Below are 18,455 nucleotides of genomic sequence, written 5' to 3' on the forward strand. Positions count from 1 at the left end.
GGGGGATTTAGGTTCCTTTTCTTTTTTTGGGTCTTTGTGTATCGTATTCTCTTTTTTCGGGAGATTCTCAATATTTTCTAAAAATGCGAAGTCGTTGCTTTCTATTATGATACCAGCCGCATCCATTATAAAGTCGTACGTGTAAATTGGAGATGCAAACCGTACAGCTAGCGCAACTGCATCTGAGGTCCGCGAGTCAACCTCAATTTTCTTTTTGCCGTCTGAACAGATAAGTTTTGCGAAAAATATACCGTCGATAAGGTTGTAGATAAGGACTTCTTGAACTTCTATTTGAAAGTTTTCAGCGAAGGTTTTGAAAAGATCGTGAGTCAAAGGACGACTAGGATGCATCTTCTCAATTTCAACGGCAATAGCCTGTGCTTCAAATCCTCCAATAATAATTGGGAGCCGTCGGTTTCCGCCAATTTCTCCAAGTACCAATGCATAGGCGCCTGATTGTGTTTGACTATACGATAGTCCAACGATATCTAATTTGATTTTCTTCATTCTTCTCTGACAGATTACAAAGATGAGAATATTCGTGACAAAATAAAAACGCTGGCTATTAATTGTATATAACTAAGCCTATTTAAAATTAATCTTAAGAGCACTTTTAGCGTTCATATATCGAGCTATTTCAGGGCCCAGCCCCTGAGAGGAGCCGGGTAAAACTGGGTTTCTAACCTTTAGTATAGAAAAATCAATCTTTAAATGCTTTAATAGCCTCTGTCAGCTTTGGGACAATCTCAAAAGCATCTCCGACAATCCCATAATCGGCAACTTTAAAAAATGGTGCATCAGGATCTTTATTGATGACAACGATTGTCTTGGATGAGCTAACACCTGCTAAGTGCTGTATTGCTCCAGAAATTCCAATAGCAATGTACAAATTTGGACTCACAACTAGTCCGGTTTGACCTACGTGTTCAGCATGTGGACGCCATCCTGCATCAGATACCGGCTTAGAACAGGCTGTTGCTGCTCCAAGAACATCAGCAAGCTCTTCGATAATTCCCCAATTTTCGGGTCCCTTTAGTCCTCGTCCGGCAGAAACGACTACCGTCGCTTCTGGCAGTGACACTTTATTAGTAGCACGAACAATCTCCGTAATTACGGTTGAAAGGTCGCTCGGAGAGATTTGCGCTTGAAACGCTTCTATCTGAACCGGTACCCGCGTTTCTGTTATTTCTACACTATTAGGTGCGAGCGAAATAACTTTTGTGGTAGCGCTTAATTCATCTGTCGCAATCGCTTTGCTAGAGAAGACATTTTTCTTTAACTGCCAAGCGTCCCCATTTATGGTTGGTAGGCTTGAGGCACCGTCACATAGAGCTCCGTTTAATTTTACAGCTACCCGCGGTGCTAATCCTTTTCCAGTGAAAGTGTTTGATAGAATTATCGTTTTTGCGTCGATACTTTTTGCAACATCAGCGATCAATTGCGCATACGCTTGATTCGCGAACTGATTAAGTTGCTCATTTTCTATTTTGACTATTTTATCGGCTCCAAATTGTGCAAGCTTTTCTAGTTCGGACTGTGCAACAGTTCCAATGCTTAATGCGTGCACTTGAACTCCAAGCATCTCTCCAATAGCTTTCCCATAAGAAACAGCTTCAAATCCAGATTTTTTAAACGCGCCCTCGACGTTTTCTATATATACTAATACTGACATATTCTACCTTTTGACTAATGATTATATAACTTTTGCTTCCCGATGCAACAATTCAACCAACTGAGCTACGTTGTCTTTATCAATTAAGTTTACAGTTCCACGTGGCGTCGGTGACTCAAAATTTATAATTTTTGACAATTGACTAACGTCAACAGCGTCGATTACGTCCAGTGGCTTCTTACGGGCATCCATGATACCGCGAACATTCGCAATTTTTGGTTCAGCAACTCCTTCGGCGGTGCCTACTACCACGGGAAGGCTTACTGTTAATATTTCTTTTCCCCCCTCAATCTCTCGCTCAATTGTCGCCTCGTTACTTATAATATCTAATTTTTTAGCTATTGCGACGGAAGGTAATGACAAGAGCTCTGCAACATAGCTCTGTACTTGTGCTCCATTATAATCAATTGATTCTTGTCCGGTTAAAATGAGATCGAATGGGTTGGTACGGACATAGTTAGCAATTTGATTAGCCACAAACCAGGCATCTCTAGGTGCTGCATTTATACGAACAGCTTGGTCTGCTCCACAAGCCAACGCTTTTCGAATCGTAGCTTCCGTGGAAGCTTCCCCTACGTTTAAAACGGTAACCGTCCCGTTACCGTTTGCGGCTAGTTCGATCGCTTTTGCGAGCGCTATTTCATCGTAGGGATTGATGATAAATTGAATACCGTTTTCGTTGAATGAGGTGTTACTTTCGGTAAACGTTATCTTTGATGTAGTGTCTGGCACGTTGCTAATACAAACGAGAATTTTCATCATAATCAATATTTAAGTTTTATGCGTTGATGTTGCTCTTTAGTTTTAAGAGCAATACCTCTTTCACAAACGTATCGATTTTTGCAAGTAAAAGCAAGATCCATCCAGACCCTTTTATCTTGCGATAGCATACGCTCTGGTTTCCAAAAAAACGGTTATCTCCATAGTTTTGTTGCCAAAATATATCTTAATTGTACTTTTCGTTGTCTTTGCGATATTATTTTAACGAAAAAATTGTTAAAACTTAATCGTCAATTAAATGTCATTTTTCTATGCTAGCATAGTATTTGGTTTGAAAGCTTGTTGACAATCTCGTTTATTAATTTTGTAGTTTTGTCTCGCAAAACAGTAGATAATGACGACAAGATTAGAAGAATTACAGAATTTCTTGGCAGAAACGCCAAACGACCCTTTTTTGAAATATGCGATAACGATGGAGTATAAAAAGTTGGGCGAAAATATAAAAGTAAATGAAGGATTTGCTGATCTAATAACTAATCATAGTGAGTACGTCGGATCCTATTATCATTATGCAAAATTTTTGGAAGAGCAAGGCGAGCTAGAGAAATCACTGGATATTTATCAACTTGGCTTAGAGGTGGCAAAACGAGTCGGCAATCGTCATGCGTACAATGAACTCTTTGCTGCATTTAATTTGGCGAAGGGTTTTGATGAAGATGAATAGGGTCTACTAATAAAATATAGGTTTTAGATTTTGTGGTATCTTTTTTGATAAAGTTAGTACAAATGTGAAATGATGCGCCTTGTTGTATATTTAAGTGGACTTTTGATAGCTCTATTCGTAGTGATTAGTTGCATAAACACTCGCAAAAATGCAGGGCTAGAAAGCAATAAGTTTGTTAAAGCTACAGAGGGACGCGTCGTTGGAACCTATTATGGTGATTTACCCTGTATTGATTGTGACGCAATTTCTACCATATTGACGCTTACCGGCGATAAAGCATATAAATTAGATTATATTTACCTGGGTAAAAATCCCAAACCATTTTCTCGTACCGGAACTTGGGATCTAAAGAACGGTGAGCTAAATCTCGATGGATTAGATTATAAGTATAAGGTCGAACCCAACCAACTACGGCAACTGGATTTGTCTGGAAACGAGATTACAGGTGATTTAGCAGACCGATATGTATTACGTTTTGCTAACGAGTAACTTTCTCAATATATATTATTTTCTGTCCAGATTAGTGATTTTGGCAAATCTCCGAAAGTTTGTTAACAACGAAGTCCACCTCTTCCTTCGTATTGAGTTTGCTAAAGGAAAATCGTACCGATGGTCGTTTCGTGTTTGGGTTGATCGCTTGCAACACATGACTACCGATATCGGAACCCGAACTACAGGCGCTACCTCCTGAGGCAGATATGCCTGCAATGTCTAAGCTGAATAGGAGCATGTCTGCAATGTCAGTACACGGTAACGATACGTTTAGAACTGTATATAACGAATTTTCTGTTGTTTGGTTACCATTGAATTGCACGTCAGGAATAGCATCAATTAGCCGTTCTCTCATGTAATCTTTAATCCCTTGAATATAGACTTGGTGAGTATCCATGTGTTGATAAGCAAGCTCCAGAGCCTTTGCTAGCCCCACAATTCCATAAACGTTTTCGGTACCACCGCGCATATTTCTTTCCTGTGCTCCGCCGTAAATGAAAGGCTTTATTTTGTTCCGACCGTTTATATACAAAAATCCGATACCCTTGGGACCATGGAATTTATGAGCGGATCCTGTAATAAAGTCAATATTTAACTCGGCAAGGTCATGTTTATAATGTCCCATCGTTTGCACTGTATCCGAATGATACACTGCCTCGAATTCTCTGCAAATATCTGAGACGCTTCTTATATTCGTAAGCGTGCCAAGCTCATTATTTGCATGCATCAACGACACTAGGCTACGAGGATTATTAGCTAAAAGTTCGCGTAAATGTTCTAAATCTATATTTCCTTCCTTATCTACTCGAACGAAGCTAAGTGTTATCGATCCCTGCTTCTGTTGCTCCTCTAAAGTATGGAGCACCGCATGATGTTCCAACGGAGAAGTGATAGCATGGGTAAGTGCCAGGTCCGTAATCGAGCGAACAATGGCCATATTATCTGCCTCTGTACCACCTGAGGTAAAAAAAATTTCCGAAGGTGATGCTTTTAATAAGGAGGCAATTGTTTTTCTTGCTCTTTCTACTGTTGTTTTTCCTTGACGTCCATGCGCATGAATTGAAGAAGGATTACCGAACTCGAGCTCCATAGTCTCGGTCATTGCTTTTATGACCTGGGGGTCTAATGGAGTTGTTGCGGCATTATCGAAATATACTTGCATGGTGCAAAAATAAGTAAACCAACTGTAATTTGAAATTCATAAAAACGTCTAGCTTCTTTTTTTAATCATTGGATAAAGGGAGATACACCCGCCAATTAATATAAGATAAAGAATTAGGTCGCCATATTTAGTGTAGAAAGTTAGATCCTCGTTAAGATTGATCTCCTGTGATAATGCTGTCGGGCTCCACCACGAGGTTTGCTGTACGATATCGCCACGTTGGTTGATAAAAGCAGATATCCCTGTGTTAGCTGATCGAGCAACCCAGCGTCTGTTTTCGATAGCACGTAGCTTGGCGTATAAAAGATGCTGATCTTTTCCTGAAGTGTTTCCCCACCAACCATCATTGGTGACGATAGCAATAAACTGAGCACCCTTCTTCACATATTCAGTAATGTAGTTCCCCCAAATTGACTCATAACAAATAACAGGAGCGGCGCCGATACCACTTTGTGAATAAAAAACCGATGGCTCATCTTGACTCCCGTAGCCGCCGGTCGCACCTCCAAAATGTGCAAATAGGGGTTTCATAAAGCTTAGAGCCTTACCAAAAGGAAGCTGCTCCACTCCTGGCACCAGCTTGGATTTATGATAAAACTGTAATTTACTTGATTGATCGACTAAGACGGCAGCATTAAACGGCTCCAAATATTTTCCGTTTCCCAAGTCCCGAGCAGTCCGAGTTTTAGGGGTGTCATAAATACCCACACTTTCTATACCTGATAATACGCTCCCATTCCTAAAATCATTTAAGAAAACCTGAATTTTTTCATATACGGTGGTGCTTCTAAATTCATCTTCGACGAGATAGTTTTGAGAGGAAATTGCGGTTTCTGGCCAAATAAAAAACTCTGTATTAGGTTTAGCAATTTTCTTTGATAGACGGATCAACGTGTTGAGTTGCTGGTCTGCTGGAATTGGTCCGAATTTTCCATAAGGATCAATATTTGGTTGTACGACTACTACCTCCGACGGGTTTATGTGTTCTTCAAACTTAGAATATTGTAATAGTGATATAGCGCAAGGAACAATGATGACGACGAGGGCAACAATAACAAGTCTCCTATTATTATACACCTCAACATTCGCGATTTTTTGCTGTAAAATTAAAAAAGTAATAATATTGACTAACCATATCCATATCGTGCCGCCAAAAACTCCGGTGACGGAGTACCATTGAATCAATTGATGAAATCCGGCAAAACCATTTCCTAGTGTCATCCAGGGAAATGCAAGATCCCACCACTGATGTAAATATTCATAACCGACCCAGAAACAAATAAGCCCTAAAAAAGCGAGACCAATGGAAGATTTCTTCCGTAATTGATAATATAATCGAAAAACTAGTGCCATGAGTATTGGGGCTAGTCCGAATGGTATTAATGATATAAATAACGCAATATAACTGGGTAGATACGCGCTCATCGCATTGTAGACCCAATATATTGAAGCGGTATTCCAAAGAAACCCGGTCAGAAACGCAAGACTAAAAATTTTACGCCCTTTTCTCGAGTAATCGCCTCTTATTACCCTTTCTATTGCAATCAACAATGGCACAAATGCTACCCACAGGATGGGACTACTGTAAGGGATCGGTGGCCACGCGAGCCATAACAATACAGCGCTTAAGGTTGATAAAAGATAGTTATTTCTCACGTACTAAAGCTGGGATAAAAGTTCTTGTTTCTTATTTTCGTATTCGGCTTGCGTAATTAGTTGACGATCGTAAAGAGATTTAAGCTTTCGTAGCTTTTGTGTTAGCTCATCTTCCTCGATTGTTTTGGTCGCTGAACTAGGAGTTGGGTTTATTTGTTGTGATAGGTCTTTAGCTGTCGGCGTATCCGTGCCTAGATCATTTTGTGTCTGCAAATTATTTTCCGCGTTTTGGCGTGGCGGATTAGATGTTTGAATACTTCGTGAGGAAATCGATGTGTCAGGAACTGATGGTTCGTTTTTTAAAATAATTGGAACGGTTTGAGCTTTTGGTTTTTCGACAATCGGTTTTTGTTTTTTTGGATTGTTAACTTCTTGTAAAATGACTTTTATTAATTGATAAAGCTTCCTAGCTTGTACTTTCGGGATATAATCAACTGTCAAGTTTTCTCCTGTGAAGGGGATAACAGTCACTTTGGAACCGAATATTTCTTCTTTAAACGCAATATCTTTTATATTTTCCCATGGGAAAATCTCGAAATTAGTGGCTAGTCCCAGTTTAGTAAATTCACATAGAAAGATTCGCGTGTTACTAATTGTGATGCTATCGGGTAGTAAGGTTACTGCAGGTTTTTTTTGAACAGCAATGTACTGTACCTGTTCGGCAGGCTCCAACATATCTAGTATTTTAGAATGGATCTTTTCAACCACTTTGGGATCCTGTCCATCTTGAAGAAAGTTTGCTACACTCATTGTATGTGAAATGTTGTAAAAAAATAATATTCCCTTTGGGTCACTAATTGTGACAACCGGCAACGCAAAATACAAATTCTCCTTTAATTGGATTGTTCTCAAAATGTAATTTAAGCTCAGTCAAAGTTCCTCGAGCATTTTCTTCATAAAGTTTACTCAATTCGCGGGAAATCGATGCGTTTCTATCGGCACCAAAATATTGAATAAATTCATCGATTGTTTTTAAGATCCTATGTGGAGATTCGTAAAAAATCATTGTCCGTGTTTCCTCGCTTAAGGCTTTCATTCGTGTTTGTCTGCCTTTTTTTACGGGGAGGAAACCTTCAAAACAGAAGCGATCGTTTGGTAGTCCGGAGTTCACTAGGGCAGGTACGAACGCTGTAGCCCCAGGGAGGCATTGTACTTCTTGGCCTTCTTTAATCGCTTCACGGACCAACAAAAAGCCAGGGTCTGAAATAGCCGGAGTACCCGCGTCGGAGATTAAAGCAATATTTTGTCCCTCTTTTAAGAATTTTATAATTTCTGCAACTGCTTTGTGTTCATTATGTTGATGATGGGCGAAGACTTTGTTTTCTATTCCGAAATGCTTTAGAAGAGGAGCACTTGTACGGGTGTCTTCAGCTAAAATTAAGTCGACTTCCTTTAGAATGCGAATTGCCCGAAGTGTCATATCTTCCAGATTTCCAATCGGCGTTGGTACAATATAAAGCATGCCCAAAGGTAGGAAATTAAAAGTGTAAAGTTTGAAAGGAGTGGGGAGGAGAGGAGGAATTTTAATGAATTATGTAAGCGGTTGAAGTTAATCTTCAATGCTTACATAATCATCACCATCATACCCTAATTCTTGTAACTCTAAAAAGAGGTCTTGTTCGAAAATTTCTAGATCTTTTAACATAATACTATAATTTAAATATTTATATAACAAATATAGCTCGTCAATATGAATCAAAAATTACGAGCGTATCAATAAATTGTTAATTCCTGTTTAATTGGTTTAAAAATATTAAAAATTTTCAATAAAACGTCGAAAATAATATATTTTCAGTAATAAAAATGTAAAAATATTGTATTTCTCCTTAATACTGTCATTTTCATTTACACTTCTTATCTTTGTGTTTTCTAAAATAGTTGCTCAAATATGTTACAAATTAGTTATATCCGGGAGAACAGAGATGAAGTGCTAGAACGATTGGCTGTCAAGAATTTTACAGATGAAGCGTTGGTGGACCACTTAATTCAGCTCGATGAGTCGCGTCGTAAAATTCAAAATGAATCGGACGCACTTGCTGCAGAAGCGAACACGGTAGCAAAAAAAATCGGTGAATTCATGCGTCAAGGCAAGAAAGAGGACGCTGAACTCGAGAAATCTAAGTCTTCTGGATATAAAGAAAAAGTAAAAAAACTTACTGATAAGCTTGCGGAAATTGAGCAAGAATTGAATGATAAAATTGTTCTTCTACCCAATTTACCTCATCTATCAGTCCCGAGAGGGAGGCTTCCAGAAGACAATGAAATCGTGCTTGAAAATGGATCGGTTCCGCATCTGCAAGAGAATGCTTTGTCCCATTGGGACTTATTAAGTAAGTATGATATTGTTGATTTAGAGCTCGGGGTTAAGGTTACCGGAGCTGGGTTTCCAGTTTACAAAGGTAAAGGAGCGCGGTTGCAACGAGCATTAATAAACTTTTTTTTGGATCAAGCTGCAGACGCTGGATATAACGAAGTTCAAGTTCCAGTTATGGTAAACGAATCTTCAGCATTTGCAACAGGACAACTTCCTGATAAAGAGGGTCAGATGTATTACGTTGCGGAGGACGATTTATACTTAATACCGACAGCGGAAGTACCAGTTACCAATTTATATCGTGATGTAATTGTTAAAGAGGAACAATTTCCGATAAAACATTCGGCCTATACACCGTGTTTTCGTAGAGAAGCTGGATCCTATGGAGCGCACGTACGCGGTTTGAATAGACTTCATCAATTTGATAAAGTAGAAACCGTTCAAATCGTTCATCCCGATAAATCCTATAAAGTGCTGGAAGAGATGAGTCTGTATATTCAAAGTCTATTACAGAAGTTAGAATTACCTTATCGCGTTTTACGGTTATGTGGTGGCGATATGGGCTTTACATCTGCGCTAACCTATGATATGGAGGTCTATAGCGCTGCTCAGGAGCGGTGGCTAGAAGTTTCATCAGTCTCCAATTTTGAAACTTATCAATCAAATCGTTTGAAAGTAAGGTTTAAAAACTCGGAAGGAAAGATGCAGTTGGCGCATACCTTGAACGGTTCCGCTTTAGCGCTGCCGAGAATTGTAGCTTCAATTTTAGAAAATAATCAAACAGAAAAAGGAATTCGCATACCTAAAGTGCTCATTCGTTATACTGGATTTGAATGGATTGATTAAACACTCTTGTCTACAGATGCATAGATAATACTCCTTTTTAATGCAGTTTAAATCTTTCATAGTAAACGTGAAGGATTTAAACTGCACCTAATGGTGAAATTTATGGAGTGTTTTTTCGTGGCTCCATCCGAACTAAGTACTGATCTGCTTCATCTTCAAATAGTATTTGAACCACCCAGCTTTCTTCTTTGGCAATTTTAATAAGTTCTTGTTGGTCTATGTAAAGCCAACTGAATGGTGTACCTAATATCCCCTTGTATTCGTATTGGAAATTAATCTCACCAAGATAATAGTCTGGTTTAGGGATTCTAAATTCTTCATATAGATACGTTATATCGGAGCTGTCGAACAAAAGTTGTCCCACGGGAGAGAGTAACGTCTTGGCATGAGCAAGTAATGCGCGAAATCCTGCAATGGACCCTGCTATACCTATGCCATTCATTAAAAAAAGAAGAGTATCGTATTTTTTATTTTTGAGGGTGAAAAAATCCTGATGAATGATGTTTTTCACTCCCCGATTGCGCATTATTGTACATGCCGTATGGCTATGTTCAATTGCGTCTACCTGAAAACCTTTGTTTTGTAAAAACAAAGCATGACTACCGACGCCAGCCCCCACATCAAGAACATGGCCGTCGCAAAGTGCTAATGCGATATGCTCCAATTCAGGAAATTCCTCTGGGTCTCGAAAAAAAACTTCTACAGGCATTTCCTCGATGTCCCCGTAACTGCTGTGAAGAAGCAGTGGTTCACTAAGCTTTTCTAAGTTGTGAAAGTCCTGCAAAGCTTCCCCGTATATGTCCCGTTCCATTAGTTAGTAATATTTAATATCGTCTTTGCCAAATTAATCTCGTTATTGTCACCGGTGTGCTTGTTGGGTTCATCGGACAACTTAATCACATTCGTCCACACTCCCCCTTCAGGTTGTGTTTCGACCATCTTAACTACAATATTGAGTCGTGGTAATCCAACATCATTGGTGAAATCAGTCCCTATTCCGAATGAGTGGCCGATTCTATCTTCGCAAAATCGGACTATATTCACAACCTTATCGTAATCTAGACCATCAGAGAAAATGATAGTTTTGGATCGAGGCTCGATACCTTTACTTCTGTAATGATCAATTGTCATTTGCGCGAATTCGAGTGGATCGCCACTATCGTGTCGTACGCCATCAAATAGCTTAGTAAGTTTTTTATCGAACTGTTTAAAAAATACTTTCGTGGTATAGGTATCTGAAAGGGCAATTCCTAAATCTCCTCGGTATACGTCCGACCAATGTTCGAGGCCAAGCAAATTGGCCATTTTATAACCATACTTTGCAGCATGAAACATGAACCATTCGTGCGCGTGTGTACCTATAGGAGTGGTTTCATATTTCATTGCTAAATGGACGTTTGAAGTTCCTATAAATGTATGTGATGAATGTTGTTTCAACGTTCTGATCACCAGATCGTGTACCTGATAGGAGTGTCGTCTCCTGGTTCCGAAATCCGCAATAGTAATATTGAGTTTGTCATATTTCTCCATTTTTGAAGCGACAATTGCGCAAACGTCCTCATTGGAGACTCTTTCGTCGCTGGTCATTTCGTAATATGTTTCGCAAATCAAAGACATGATTGGAACTTCCCATAGGATTGTTCTATACCAATATCCTTCAACGCTGACTGCTAAGTTATCACCAGTTTGCTCTATGCTTACCTCTTCAGGATCATAACGATATCCCTGTAGAAAATCAAAATAAATAGGATCGATGTAAGGACATTTTTCTTGAAAATATTTTTTTTCTGCTTGGCTCAATTTGAGTTGTGCCATGTTAGCAATAGCCTCTTTGAGTTTAACATCGAAACCACCAGGAAATTTATGTTTTCCACGATTGATAAACTGATATCGCGCTTTTGCTTTTGGAAATAATTTACTTACTGCGTATTGCATTGTAAATTTATAGAAATCGTTGTCTAGAATCGATACTAATTGAGCCATATATTCCTATTTTGATTGTCTTATAAAAATTGAAGATAACAATTTGGGAGGTATTTCAAGAAGCTGTTATACGATTATTGGGATCACCGGGGTAAAATATCCTCTACAAAAAAAAGTAGCAACCCATGAATTGCTACTTTAACGCTTATAGTTTTATTAACATTGATTATCTCTGTCCTCGTCCACCAGCATTTGATCGAGAAGATCTTGATGTACCTCCACTAGCTTTATGGCTTTGTGATGGACGACTTACTCTTGGTGACGAACTACTTCGGTGGCTCGCTTGTTGTACGCGGGGCGCAGAAGATCGCTGATGCTTAGGAGCGCTTCGCTGTGGACTCGGCGCGCTTCGTTGTGTACGGTTAACTCTAGGAGTAGCCTTTTGCGTGTTGCTTCTAGAATGAGAACGTTGTTGAACCGAAGGGGCGGTGCGCTGCTCCCTGTTCGAGGTAGCCGGCTGCCTACTTCTTCTCGGCGAATTGTTGCCAACAGCGCGTCCACTTGTATTACCTCTAGAGCGATTCACATTATCGTTGTTCACTTCATTACGTTTGGACGTTGATCTTGCAGTCGTTGAACTCGAGCGACCACTTGTCTTTCCACCTTGTATACGGTTGTTTTGTGTACCAGTGCGATTAGTCCGCGAAGTATTATTCTTTTCACGTGAAATACGTGTATTTGGCGCAGTGGAACGATCGTTACGAGAAGTATTATTGTTTCGCGATATTCCATTGCTAGTTCGGTTACTCGCATTGCCTCTCACACTGGCTCTAGAATTATTATTCCTCTCTGGTCTATATATGGACACTGAACGATTGTCTGCTCTTGAACGACCAGGGCGATTCGTACTGCGAAGATTTCTCACGTTGACGTTTCTTCCTAAATGTCGTTCTACATCGCGCCGAGATGGCCCCCCGTAATAACGGTTATTATTAACTACATACGTGTTATGGATTATCGTTGTTCGATTATAGATATTTCTATGACCTCGATCCCAGTAACGGTTGTGATATCGGTCATAAATACGACGAGACGGTAAGAATATCCATAAGTTAAGCGGTAATCCTACGGAGATTGAGACATTAGGTCCCATTGGGGCCCAACCGTAGTATCCACCACCAGAACGCCAATCGACCCATGCAGGTCCCCATTCATATCCAGGGATCCAACCCCAGCCACGGTGTGGAGTATGTACCCAACGGCCGTAGTGAAACGGGGCCCATCCCCAATCATAATTAGAGACCCAGGTGTTGCCGTATTCAGTCATTGCCCAGTATCCATCTGATCCATATGGTTGAAAACTGTCGTCAACGTTTGGATACCACATGTCACCATAATTTGCGTCTGTTTCCCAGTATCCGTGGGGTGAGAGCTCATTATAGAAAAGATCCAATGAAACTGAAACATTCCCTTGCGCGGTTACTCCTTTATGTGTGAATACACCTAAAACTATCGCTATAAAAGCGATAAATAGTGTAGAAGTTTTTATTCGTTTCATAGCATTAATTTTAGTGAACGATTTAACTGTTTGCTAGGTATGACACTTAAAATAAATCGAAGGTTTAATCTAGATGTTTTAAAACGAAGAGATGTTTTTTTTCATGATCGCCATTTATTCGTCAGACGAGCCATACAGAGCAAAATAAAAGTTTGTACATTTGTCGGATATAATTTCTTGATTAGAAACAGTTGACAGAGTATTAATTTCATACGTGAATGGGTCGTAAAATAGAAGAACTACTTATCGAATTTGCTAGGATTCATCGATTTATGATGAGTTTTTTGAGAGAAGCGGTGTCACCACCTTATGAATTTAAAGAGATTATTCGTCAGTGTTACGAGATTGGGTGGAAATCGTTTCCATTAATTAGTTTGACTGGATTTATCGTAGGATTTGTTTTTACAAAACAGTCACGTCCTTCGTTGGAGGAGTTTGGAGCTACCTCGTGGTTGCCGGCGTTAATCTCGATTGCTATTGTTCGCGCGCTCGCACCATTAGTTACCGCGTTAATTGCATCCGGTAAAGTCGGGTCACAAATTGGAGCGGAGCTAAGTTCCATGAATGTAACAGAACAGATTGACGCGATGGAGGTTTCGGGGACTAACCCGACGAAATTCCTTATCTCTACCCGTATTATTGCAACAACTGTTTCGATTCCTATTTTGTGTTTTTATGTGGGAGGAATAGGGCTTTTAGGAGGGTATTTGAGTATTACATCGAAAGATGATTTAAGTTTCCTCGCTTTCTTTACTCAGGTTTTCGAATCTATAAATATTAAAGATATTTTTGCAATGGTGATTCGCGCTGTAGTATTTGGGTTTACTATAGGTTTTGCAAGCACCTACGTCGGTTATTATTCTTCAAAGGGGACCGAAGGAGTTGGAAAAGCGGCCAATAGTGCCGTGGTATCATCCATGTTTCTTGTATTTATCGAAGAACTTCTTATTGTTCAACTTTTATCTTTATTAAATTAATATGGAGAAGAACAATGTAAAAATAGACCACAATGATGTGATCATCCATGTTGATAAAGTAAGCAAATCTTTTGGCGATCTACATGTACTTCGTGATGTCGATTTAAAACTTTATAACGGAGAAAACTTGGTTGTACTTGGGCGTTCCGGTACCGGTAAGTCTGTGTTGATAAAGTTAATTTCAGGATTGCTTCGTCCGGATAACGGAAACATTAACGTGCTCGGCGAGATTGTCAATTCATTAGACGAACGCGATTTGCGACAATTGCGACAACGGATTGGTTTTTCGTTCCAGAATAGTGCGCTTTATGATAGTATGACGGTTCGTGAAAACCTAGAATTTCCGTTGGTGAGAAATAAACGTAATCTAAGTAGAAAGGAAATCGATGCTGAAGTGGAAGAAGTGTTGGACGGCGTAGGATTGATTCAGGCAATCAATCAGATGCCTTCTGAATTGTCAGGGGGACAACGAAAACGTATCGGTATAGCACGTACATTAATATTACGTCCTGATATCATGTTGTATGATGAACCCACCGCAGGTTTAGATCCGATCACCTGTTTAGACATTAATACATTAATTAATGAGGTTCAAGAGCGATATAAAACTTCGTCAATAATAATAACACACGATCTTGCATGTGCTAAGATGGTTGGGGATCGCATGGTGATGCTTCTTGATGGTAAATTCGAAAGACAGGGAACATTTAAAGAAATTTTTGACACGGAGGATGCGCGTGTCAAGCCATTTTATGATTATAATTTTATTGTTTAAGAATATATGAGTACAAACGAAAGGAAGCGTACGCTTACGGTTGGTCTATTTGTTTTAATCGGTTTGATTATCCTTGTAGCCGGTATCCTTGTCCTGGGTACCCAACAGAATAAATTTAGCAAAAATTTAACTATTACAACTTATTTTCAGGATGTAAAAGGCTTGAAAGTAGGTAATAACGTGTGGTTTTCCGGTGTAAAGGTCGGAATTGTCAAGGAGATCACTTTTCAAAGTATTGACGATGTTAAAGTGGTAATGCAGATCGAGCAAAAGAATAGTGAATATATACGTGAAGATGTGGTCGGTAAGTTGGGATCTGATGGACTCATTGGTAACGCCATTGTAAGCCTTGTGGGAGGGACCGATCATGCTGCCCCAATAAAGGACGGTGATGTGATTAAATCTGTTGCTGGAACGGATACCGATGCGATGTTTGCTACTTTACAGAAGAACAACGAAAATCTTGTGGAAATCACAAAGAATTTTGCTATTCTGTCGCAGAGTATGGTCGAGGGCAAGGGTGTGGTAGGCTCGTTGATGACAGATTCTACAATTGCATTATCGCTAAAGAGCTCAGTAACCTCATTAAACCAGGTTATGTCGGACGTAAGTAAGGCGTCTTCGAATTTGGCTGTGTTGATGAATAAATTAAACAGCAACCAGGGGCTTATTCATGATCTTTCCACGGATACGACGGTGTTTGCTAGTTTACGGGAATCCGCCGCACAACTGCAGGGGGTTACGCAGACGGCCTCCGCGCTGATGACCAATTTAGAGGCTACATCATCTCGTTTAAATGATAAAGACAACGCTATTGGTGTGTTAACAAATGATCCCGCGGCAGCCGACGAAATTAGACAGATTCTTAGAAATTTGAACAATAGCACAGACAAGCTTGACGATAATATGAAAGCGCTTCAAAGTAATTTTTTATTTAGAGGATATTTTAGAAAAAAAGCTAAAGAAGAAGCCAAAGCCGTTCAAGATTCGCTAGCTCAATAGCAGTTCCCAGCATTAGAGCTGCATTAATACAATATCGCATGAGTATTACAGATAAGGATATTATTTACGAAGATAATCACTATATAGCGATTAATAAACGGGCGGGGGATATCGTCCAAGTGGACACCACCGGAGATAAGTCTTTAGAAGAAATGATGAAGGACTATCTCGCGGTAAAATATGCTAAGCCTAATGGTGCATTTTTAGGTGTCATTCACCGGTTAGATCGACCAGTTAGTGGGATGATAATATTTGCTAAAACCAGTAAGGGGTTAGATCGTATGAACCGATTATTTCATGATCGTAAAGTTTCAAAAACGTATTTAGCGGTTGTGCGAAATAGACCCGACAAAATGTCTGGGACGCTAAAAAATTGGTTACTTAGAGATCGTAAGAAAATGGTAACGAAAGCGTATGATAGAGAAGTAAAAGGGGGAAGTTTTGCACAGCTTGATTACGATGTAATTGGGGAGAATGACGGTTATTATCTGTTACGAGTCACGCCCCTGACCGGGCGAACTCATCAAATTCGCTGTCAGCTTGCTTATATGGGATGTCCAATTGTTGGTGATAACAAGTACGGTTACCCAAGAGGTAGTTTGCGAAGATCGATTTGCCTTCATTCTAGGGCGCTCACCTTTATTCATCCAATAAAGGAAGAACAAATGATACTAACTGCTGATCTTCCCCATGATGGCTTTTGGGAGAACTTTAACAGATTACTTTAATCGAATCTAATGGCTGTTTAAATAAAGCTAACAATTAATCCATTCGCATATAATCGGTTTCAAAAAAAAAAAAGCGTACTTTTACACTATGAATTCCAAACAGATTAAAATAGTAGCCTTACTGCTATCGATGTCTATGATTTTGTTGCTTTACACAAACGCATCTGCGCAATGTGCGATGTGTTCATTGAATGCTCAGAATAGTACAACGAATGGAAATACTCAAGGTAATGGACTAAATGATGGTATTTTGTTTCTTTTAGCAATTCCTTATTTGATCGCTATCGGAATAGGTATTCTTTGGTACACAAAATACCGGAAAAGCAGTTCTAATAAAATTTCTTCTTTCGAAAAGTAATAAAAGAAAGACTATGTCGAGATTTTCTGCAATGATTCATTCTAAATGTCCACGCTGTCGTGAGGGCAATATGTTCGAGGGGCCGGTGTATGGCTTTAAGAAGCAAAAGATGAACGAACATTGCCCATCTTGTGGGTTAAAGTTTGAGATCGAACCGGGTTATTTTTATGCCGCTATGTACGTGAGCTATGCATTCTCGGTAGCTCAAGTAGTTACGATCGGTTTGGTTACGGCGTTTTTTACTGCAAGCGAGTCACCTTGGCTTTATATTATTGTACTCTTTTCAGTCATAATTGGGTTTGCGCCATTTAACTTGCGATACTCAAGACTCGTATTACTTCATTATCTGTCTCCTAAAGTACGCTATAACCCAAGTCTTAGAAAACATCAAAATTAGTTTTAAAAGAGTCTGATCACATATTATTTGATAGGGGATCTGTTCAACCTAGCTGAATGACGAGGATATATCATTGGTTCATTGTAGATATTCCATCTTGCTGTCAAAAATAAAAGCTTTTCCGTTATGGTGTGTACCGATATAATCTTGAATAGCGTGCGTGATTTCTTTCTGAAACTTTGTTATTTCCAGTTCATCATTGATGGTTGTATGGATACAGTACGTTGTGCCTTCGTGTGGATTTTCAAGCATTTTTAAAAATCTTGTCTCCTGCGTTGTTTCTTCAAGTAGCTTGGTTATCCATGTAAGCAATTCGTCATGGCTACTGTCTTCAATTATGATAGAGATGTTATATAAAATCATATTCAAAAATACGAAATTTTAGGATGATAGAGGAAAGATCTTTATTTTGGCTTTCCTGTAAAAATAAGGTTGCAAGCATGGTTTATTATTAAAAAATGACAATATTTGAAATACTATAAGATTCAGGGCATGTTTAAAAAAATTCATTGGGCGTTCGTAATTTTAGTATCTATTTTATTTGCTTCCTGTCAATCGGAACATAAAGCTGACGATCGTATTCCTGTTGAGGATTTCTTTAGCAAACCAGATAGAGGTAACTTTCGTATTTCACCCGATGGCTCAAAAATTGCCTATCTCGGTATCGATGCACATTGTAGGAATATCTTCGTGATTGACCTCAAGAATGAAAAGAAATCTAAACAGTTGACCTATCAGTCCGATATGAATGTTCAATATTTTTTTTGGGTTTCTGATTCGACAATTGTGTTTTCTAATCGACATTCACCGAATGATAGTCTTCGCATCCATGCAATTTCAGTAGAAACAGAAAAATCAATTCCTTTACTCCCTATAATGAAGGGACGACTGCGTTGGGTTAAGCCGCAGCGTTCCTTTGATGATTATCTATTAGCAGCGATGAATGATCGCGATTCGAGCGTGTTCGACCTGTACAAGATTTTGCTGGATGGTTCTGGCCGCCAACTAATCAGTAAAAACCCAGGCAATATCTCCGATTGGTATTCGTCGGCGGATGGAAAGGTACGTCTTGCTATCACTAGCGATAGTGTACAAGAGAACATTTTGTATAGGAAACAAGAGAACCTTCCGTTTAGGACGGTTGCGACAAC

At 39.4% G+C, this 18,455-nt stretch carries 21 protein-coding genes; 10 read left to right on the forward strand and 11 right to left on the reverse strand.

The window, feature by feature from the left end:
- From HP439_RS10565 to HP439_RS10575, 3 genes are all read right to left on the reverse strand, one after another.
- On the reverse strand, positions 1-507 hold a 507-nt coding region (locus tag HP439_RS10565; RefSeq protein ID WP_172390307.1), incomplete at its 3' end, for a bifunctional nuclease family protein.
- A 193-nt stretch (positions 508-700) separates the two neighbouring features.
- On the reverse strand, positions 701-1,672 hold the full coding sequence (locus tag HP439_RS10570) for an electron transfer flavoprotein subunit alpha/FixB family protein (RefSeq protein WP_172390308.1): 972 nt from the start codon (positions 1,670-1,672) through the stop codon (positions 701-703).
- A 21-nt stretch (positions 1,673-1,693) separates the two neighbouring features.
- Positions 1,694-2,431 (reverse strand): electron transfer flavoprotein subunit beta/FixA family protein, encoded by a 738-nt coding sequence (locus tag HP439_RS10575; RefSeq protein WP_172390326.1) that lies wholly within the window; start codon positions 2,429-2,431, stop codon positions 1,694-1,696.
- Positions 2,432-2,786: 355 nt separating this feature from the next.
- Here HP439_RS10575 and HP439_RS10580 point away from each other — a divergent pair, with 355 nt between their 5' ends.
- Complete coding sequence (locus tag HP439_RS10580) at positions 2,787-3,116, forward strand: tetratricopeptide repeat protein (protein WP_172390309.1); 330 nt, start codon at positions 2,787-2,789, stop codon at positions 3,114-3,116.
- Between the two features lie 69 nt (positions 3,117-3,185).
- Entirely contained in the window at positions 3,186-3,605 is a 420-nt protein-coding gene (locus HP439_RS10585) for a copper resistance protein NlpE (protein WP_172390310.1), read from the forward strand.
- 31 nt (positions 3,606-3,636) lie between these two features.
- On the opposite strand, the gene HP439_RS10590 is transcribed toward HP439_RS10585, so the two are convergent.
- From HP439_RS10590 to rsmI, 4 genes are read right to left on the reverse strand one after another with little or no spacing between them, the layout of a single operon-like run.
- On the reverse strand, positions 3,637-4,770 hold the full coding sequence (locus HP439_RS10590; protein ID WP_172390311.1) for a cysteine desulfurase family protein: 1,134 nt from the start codon (positions 4,768-4,770) through the stop codon (positions 3,637-3,639).
- Positions 4,771-4,818: 48 nt separating this feature from the next.
- Complete coding sequence (gene lnt / locus HP439_RS10595) at positions 4,819-6,426, reverse strand: apolipoprotein N-acyltransferase (protein WP_172390312.1); 1,608 nt, start codon at positions 6,424-6,426, stop codon at positions 4,819-4,821.
- A gap of 3 nt (positions 6,427-6,429) precedes the next feature.
- Complete coding sequence (locus HP439_RS10600) at positions 6,430-7,176, reverse strand: PH domain-containing protein (protein ID WP_172390313.1); 747 nt, start codon at positions 7,174-7,176, stop codon at positions 6,430-6,432.
- 43 nt (positions 7,177-7,219) lie between these two features.
- The gene (gene rsmI / locus HP439_RS10605; RefSeq protein ID WP_172390314.1) at positions 7,220-7,888 is read right to left on the reverse strand and encodes a 16S rRNA (cytidine(1402)-2'-O)-methyltransferase; all 669 of its coding nucleotides are present in this window, start codon (positions 7,886-7,888) and stop codon (positions 7,220-7,222) included.
- 426 nt (positions 7,889-8,314) lie between these two features.
- Between rsmI and serS the strand changes: the two genes are divergently transcribed.
- A complete protein-coding gene (serS, locus tag HP439_RS10610) occupies positions 8,315-9,586 on the forward strand; it encodes a serine--tRNA ligase (protein ID WP_172390315.1) in 1,272 nt (423 codons plus the stop codon).
- A gap of 100 nt (positions 9,587-9,686) precedes the next feature.
- Here the strand turns inward: serS and HP439_RS10615 are convergent, their stop codons facing one another.
- The 3 genes from HP439_RS10615 to HP439_RS10625 form a co-directional block, all read right to left on the reverse strand.
- A complete protein-coding gene (locus HP439_RS10615) occupies positions 9,687-10,397 on the reverse strand; it encodes a class I SAM-dependent methyltransferase (protein ID WP_172390316.1) in 711 nt (236 codons plus the stop codon).
- A complete protein-coding gene (gene pncB / locus HP439_RS10620; RefSeq protein WP_172390317.1) occupies positions 10,397-11,569 on the reverse strand; it encodes a nicotinate phosphoribosyltransferase in 1,173 nt (390 codons plus the stop codon). Before pncB ends, HP439_RS10615 begins: the two co-directional genes overlap by 1 nt.
- Positions 11,570-11,735: 166 nt before the next feature.
- Entirely contained in the window at positions 11,736-13,067 is a 1,332-nt protein-coding gene (locus HP439_RS10625) for a DUF6600 domain-containing protein (protein ID WP_172390318.1), read from the reverse strand.
- A gap of 218 nt (positions 13,068-13,285) precedes the next feature.
- Between HP439_RS10625 and HP439_RS10630 the strand changes: the two genes are divergently transcribed.
- The 6 genes from HP439_RS10630 (at position 13,286) to HP439_RS10655 (ending at position 17,304) form a co-directional block, all read left to right on the forward strand.
- Entirely contained in the window at positions 13,286-14,044 is a 759-nt protein-coding gene (locus HP439_RS10630; RefSeq protein WP_172390319.1) for an MlaE family ABC transporter permease, read from the forward strand.
- A gap of 1 nt (position 14,045) precedes the next feature.
- Positions 14,046-14,819, forward strand: coding sequence for an ABC transporter ATP-binding protein (locus HP439_RS10635; RefSeq protein ID WP_172390320.1), 774 nt, complete (start codon positions 14,046-14,048; stop codon positions 14,817-14,819).
- Between the two features lie 6 nt (positions 14,820-14,825).
- Complete coding sequence (locus HP439_RS10640; protein WP_172390321.1) at positions 14,826-15,821, forward strand: MlaD family protein; 996 nt, start codon at positions 14,826-14,828, stop codon at positions 15,819-15,821.
- A 38-nt stretch (positions 15,822-15,859) separates the two neighbouring features.
- Positions 15,860-16,549: an RluA family pseudouridine synthase gene (locus tag HP439_RS10645; protein WP_172390322.1), complete on the forward strand. Its 690-nt coding sequence runs from the start codon at positions 15,860-15,862 to the stop codon at positions 16,547-16,549.
- Positions 16,550-16,637: 88 nt separating this feature from the next.
- Positions 16,638-16,907: a hypothetical protein gene (locus tag HP439_RS10650; protein WP_172390323.1), complete on the forward strand. Its 270-nt coding sequence runs from the start codon at positions 16,638-16,640 to the stop codon at positions 16,905-16,907.
- Positions 16,908-16,920: 13 nt separating this feature from the next.
- Positions 16,921-17,304, forward strand: a complete 384-nt coding sequence (locus tag HP439_RS10655) for a DUF983 domain-containing protein (RefSeq protein WP_172390324.1) — start codon at positions 16,921-16,923, stop codon at positions 17,302-17,304.
- 78 nt (positions 17,305-17,382) lie between these two features.
- Here HP439_RS10655 and HP439_RS10660 read toward each other — a convergent pair whose 3' ends face one another.
- The gene (locus tag HP439_RS10660; RefSeq protein ID WP_246229333.1) at positions 17,383-17,667 is read right to left on the reverse strand and encodes a DUF4286 family protein; all 285 of its coding nucleotides are present in this window, start codon (positions 17,665-17,667) and stop codon (positions 17,383-17,385) included.
- Positions 17,668-17,796: 129 nt separating this feature from the next.
- Between HP439_RS10660 and HP439_RS10665 the strand changes: the two genes are divergently transcribed.
- On the forward strand, positions 17,797-18,455 hold a 659-nt coding region (locus HP439_RS10665), incomplete at its 3' end, for a TolB-like translocation protein (protein ID WP_484592843.1).

Source organism: Sphingobacterium shayense (genome assembly GCF_013179575.1).
In the GTDB taxonomy this organism is placed as follows: Bacteria; Bacteroidota; Bacteroidia; order Sphingobacteriales; family Sphingobacteriaceae; genus Sphingobacterium; species Sphingobacterium shayense.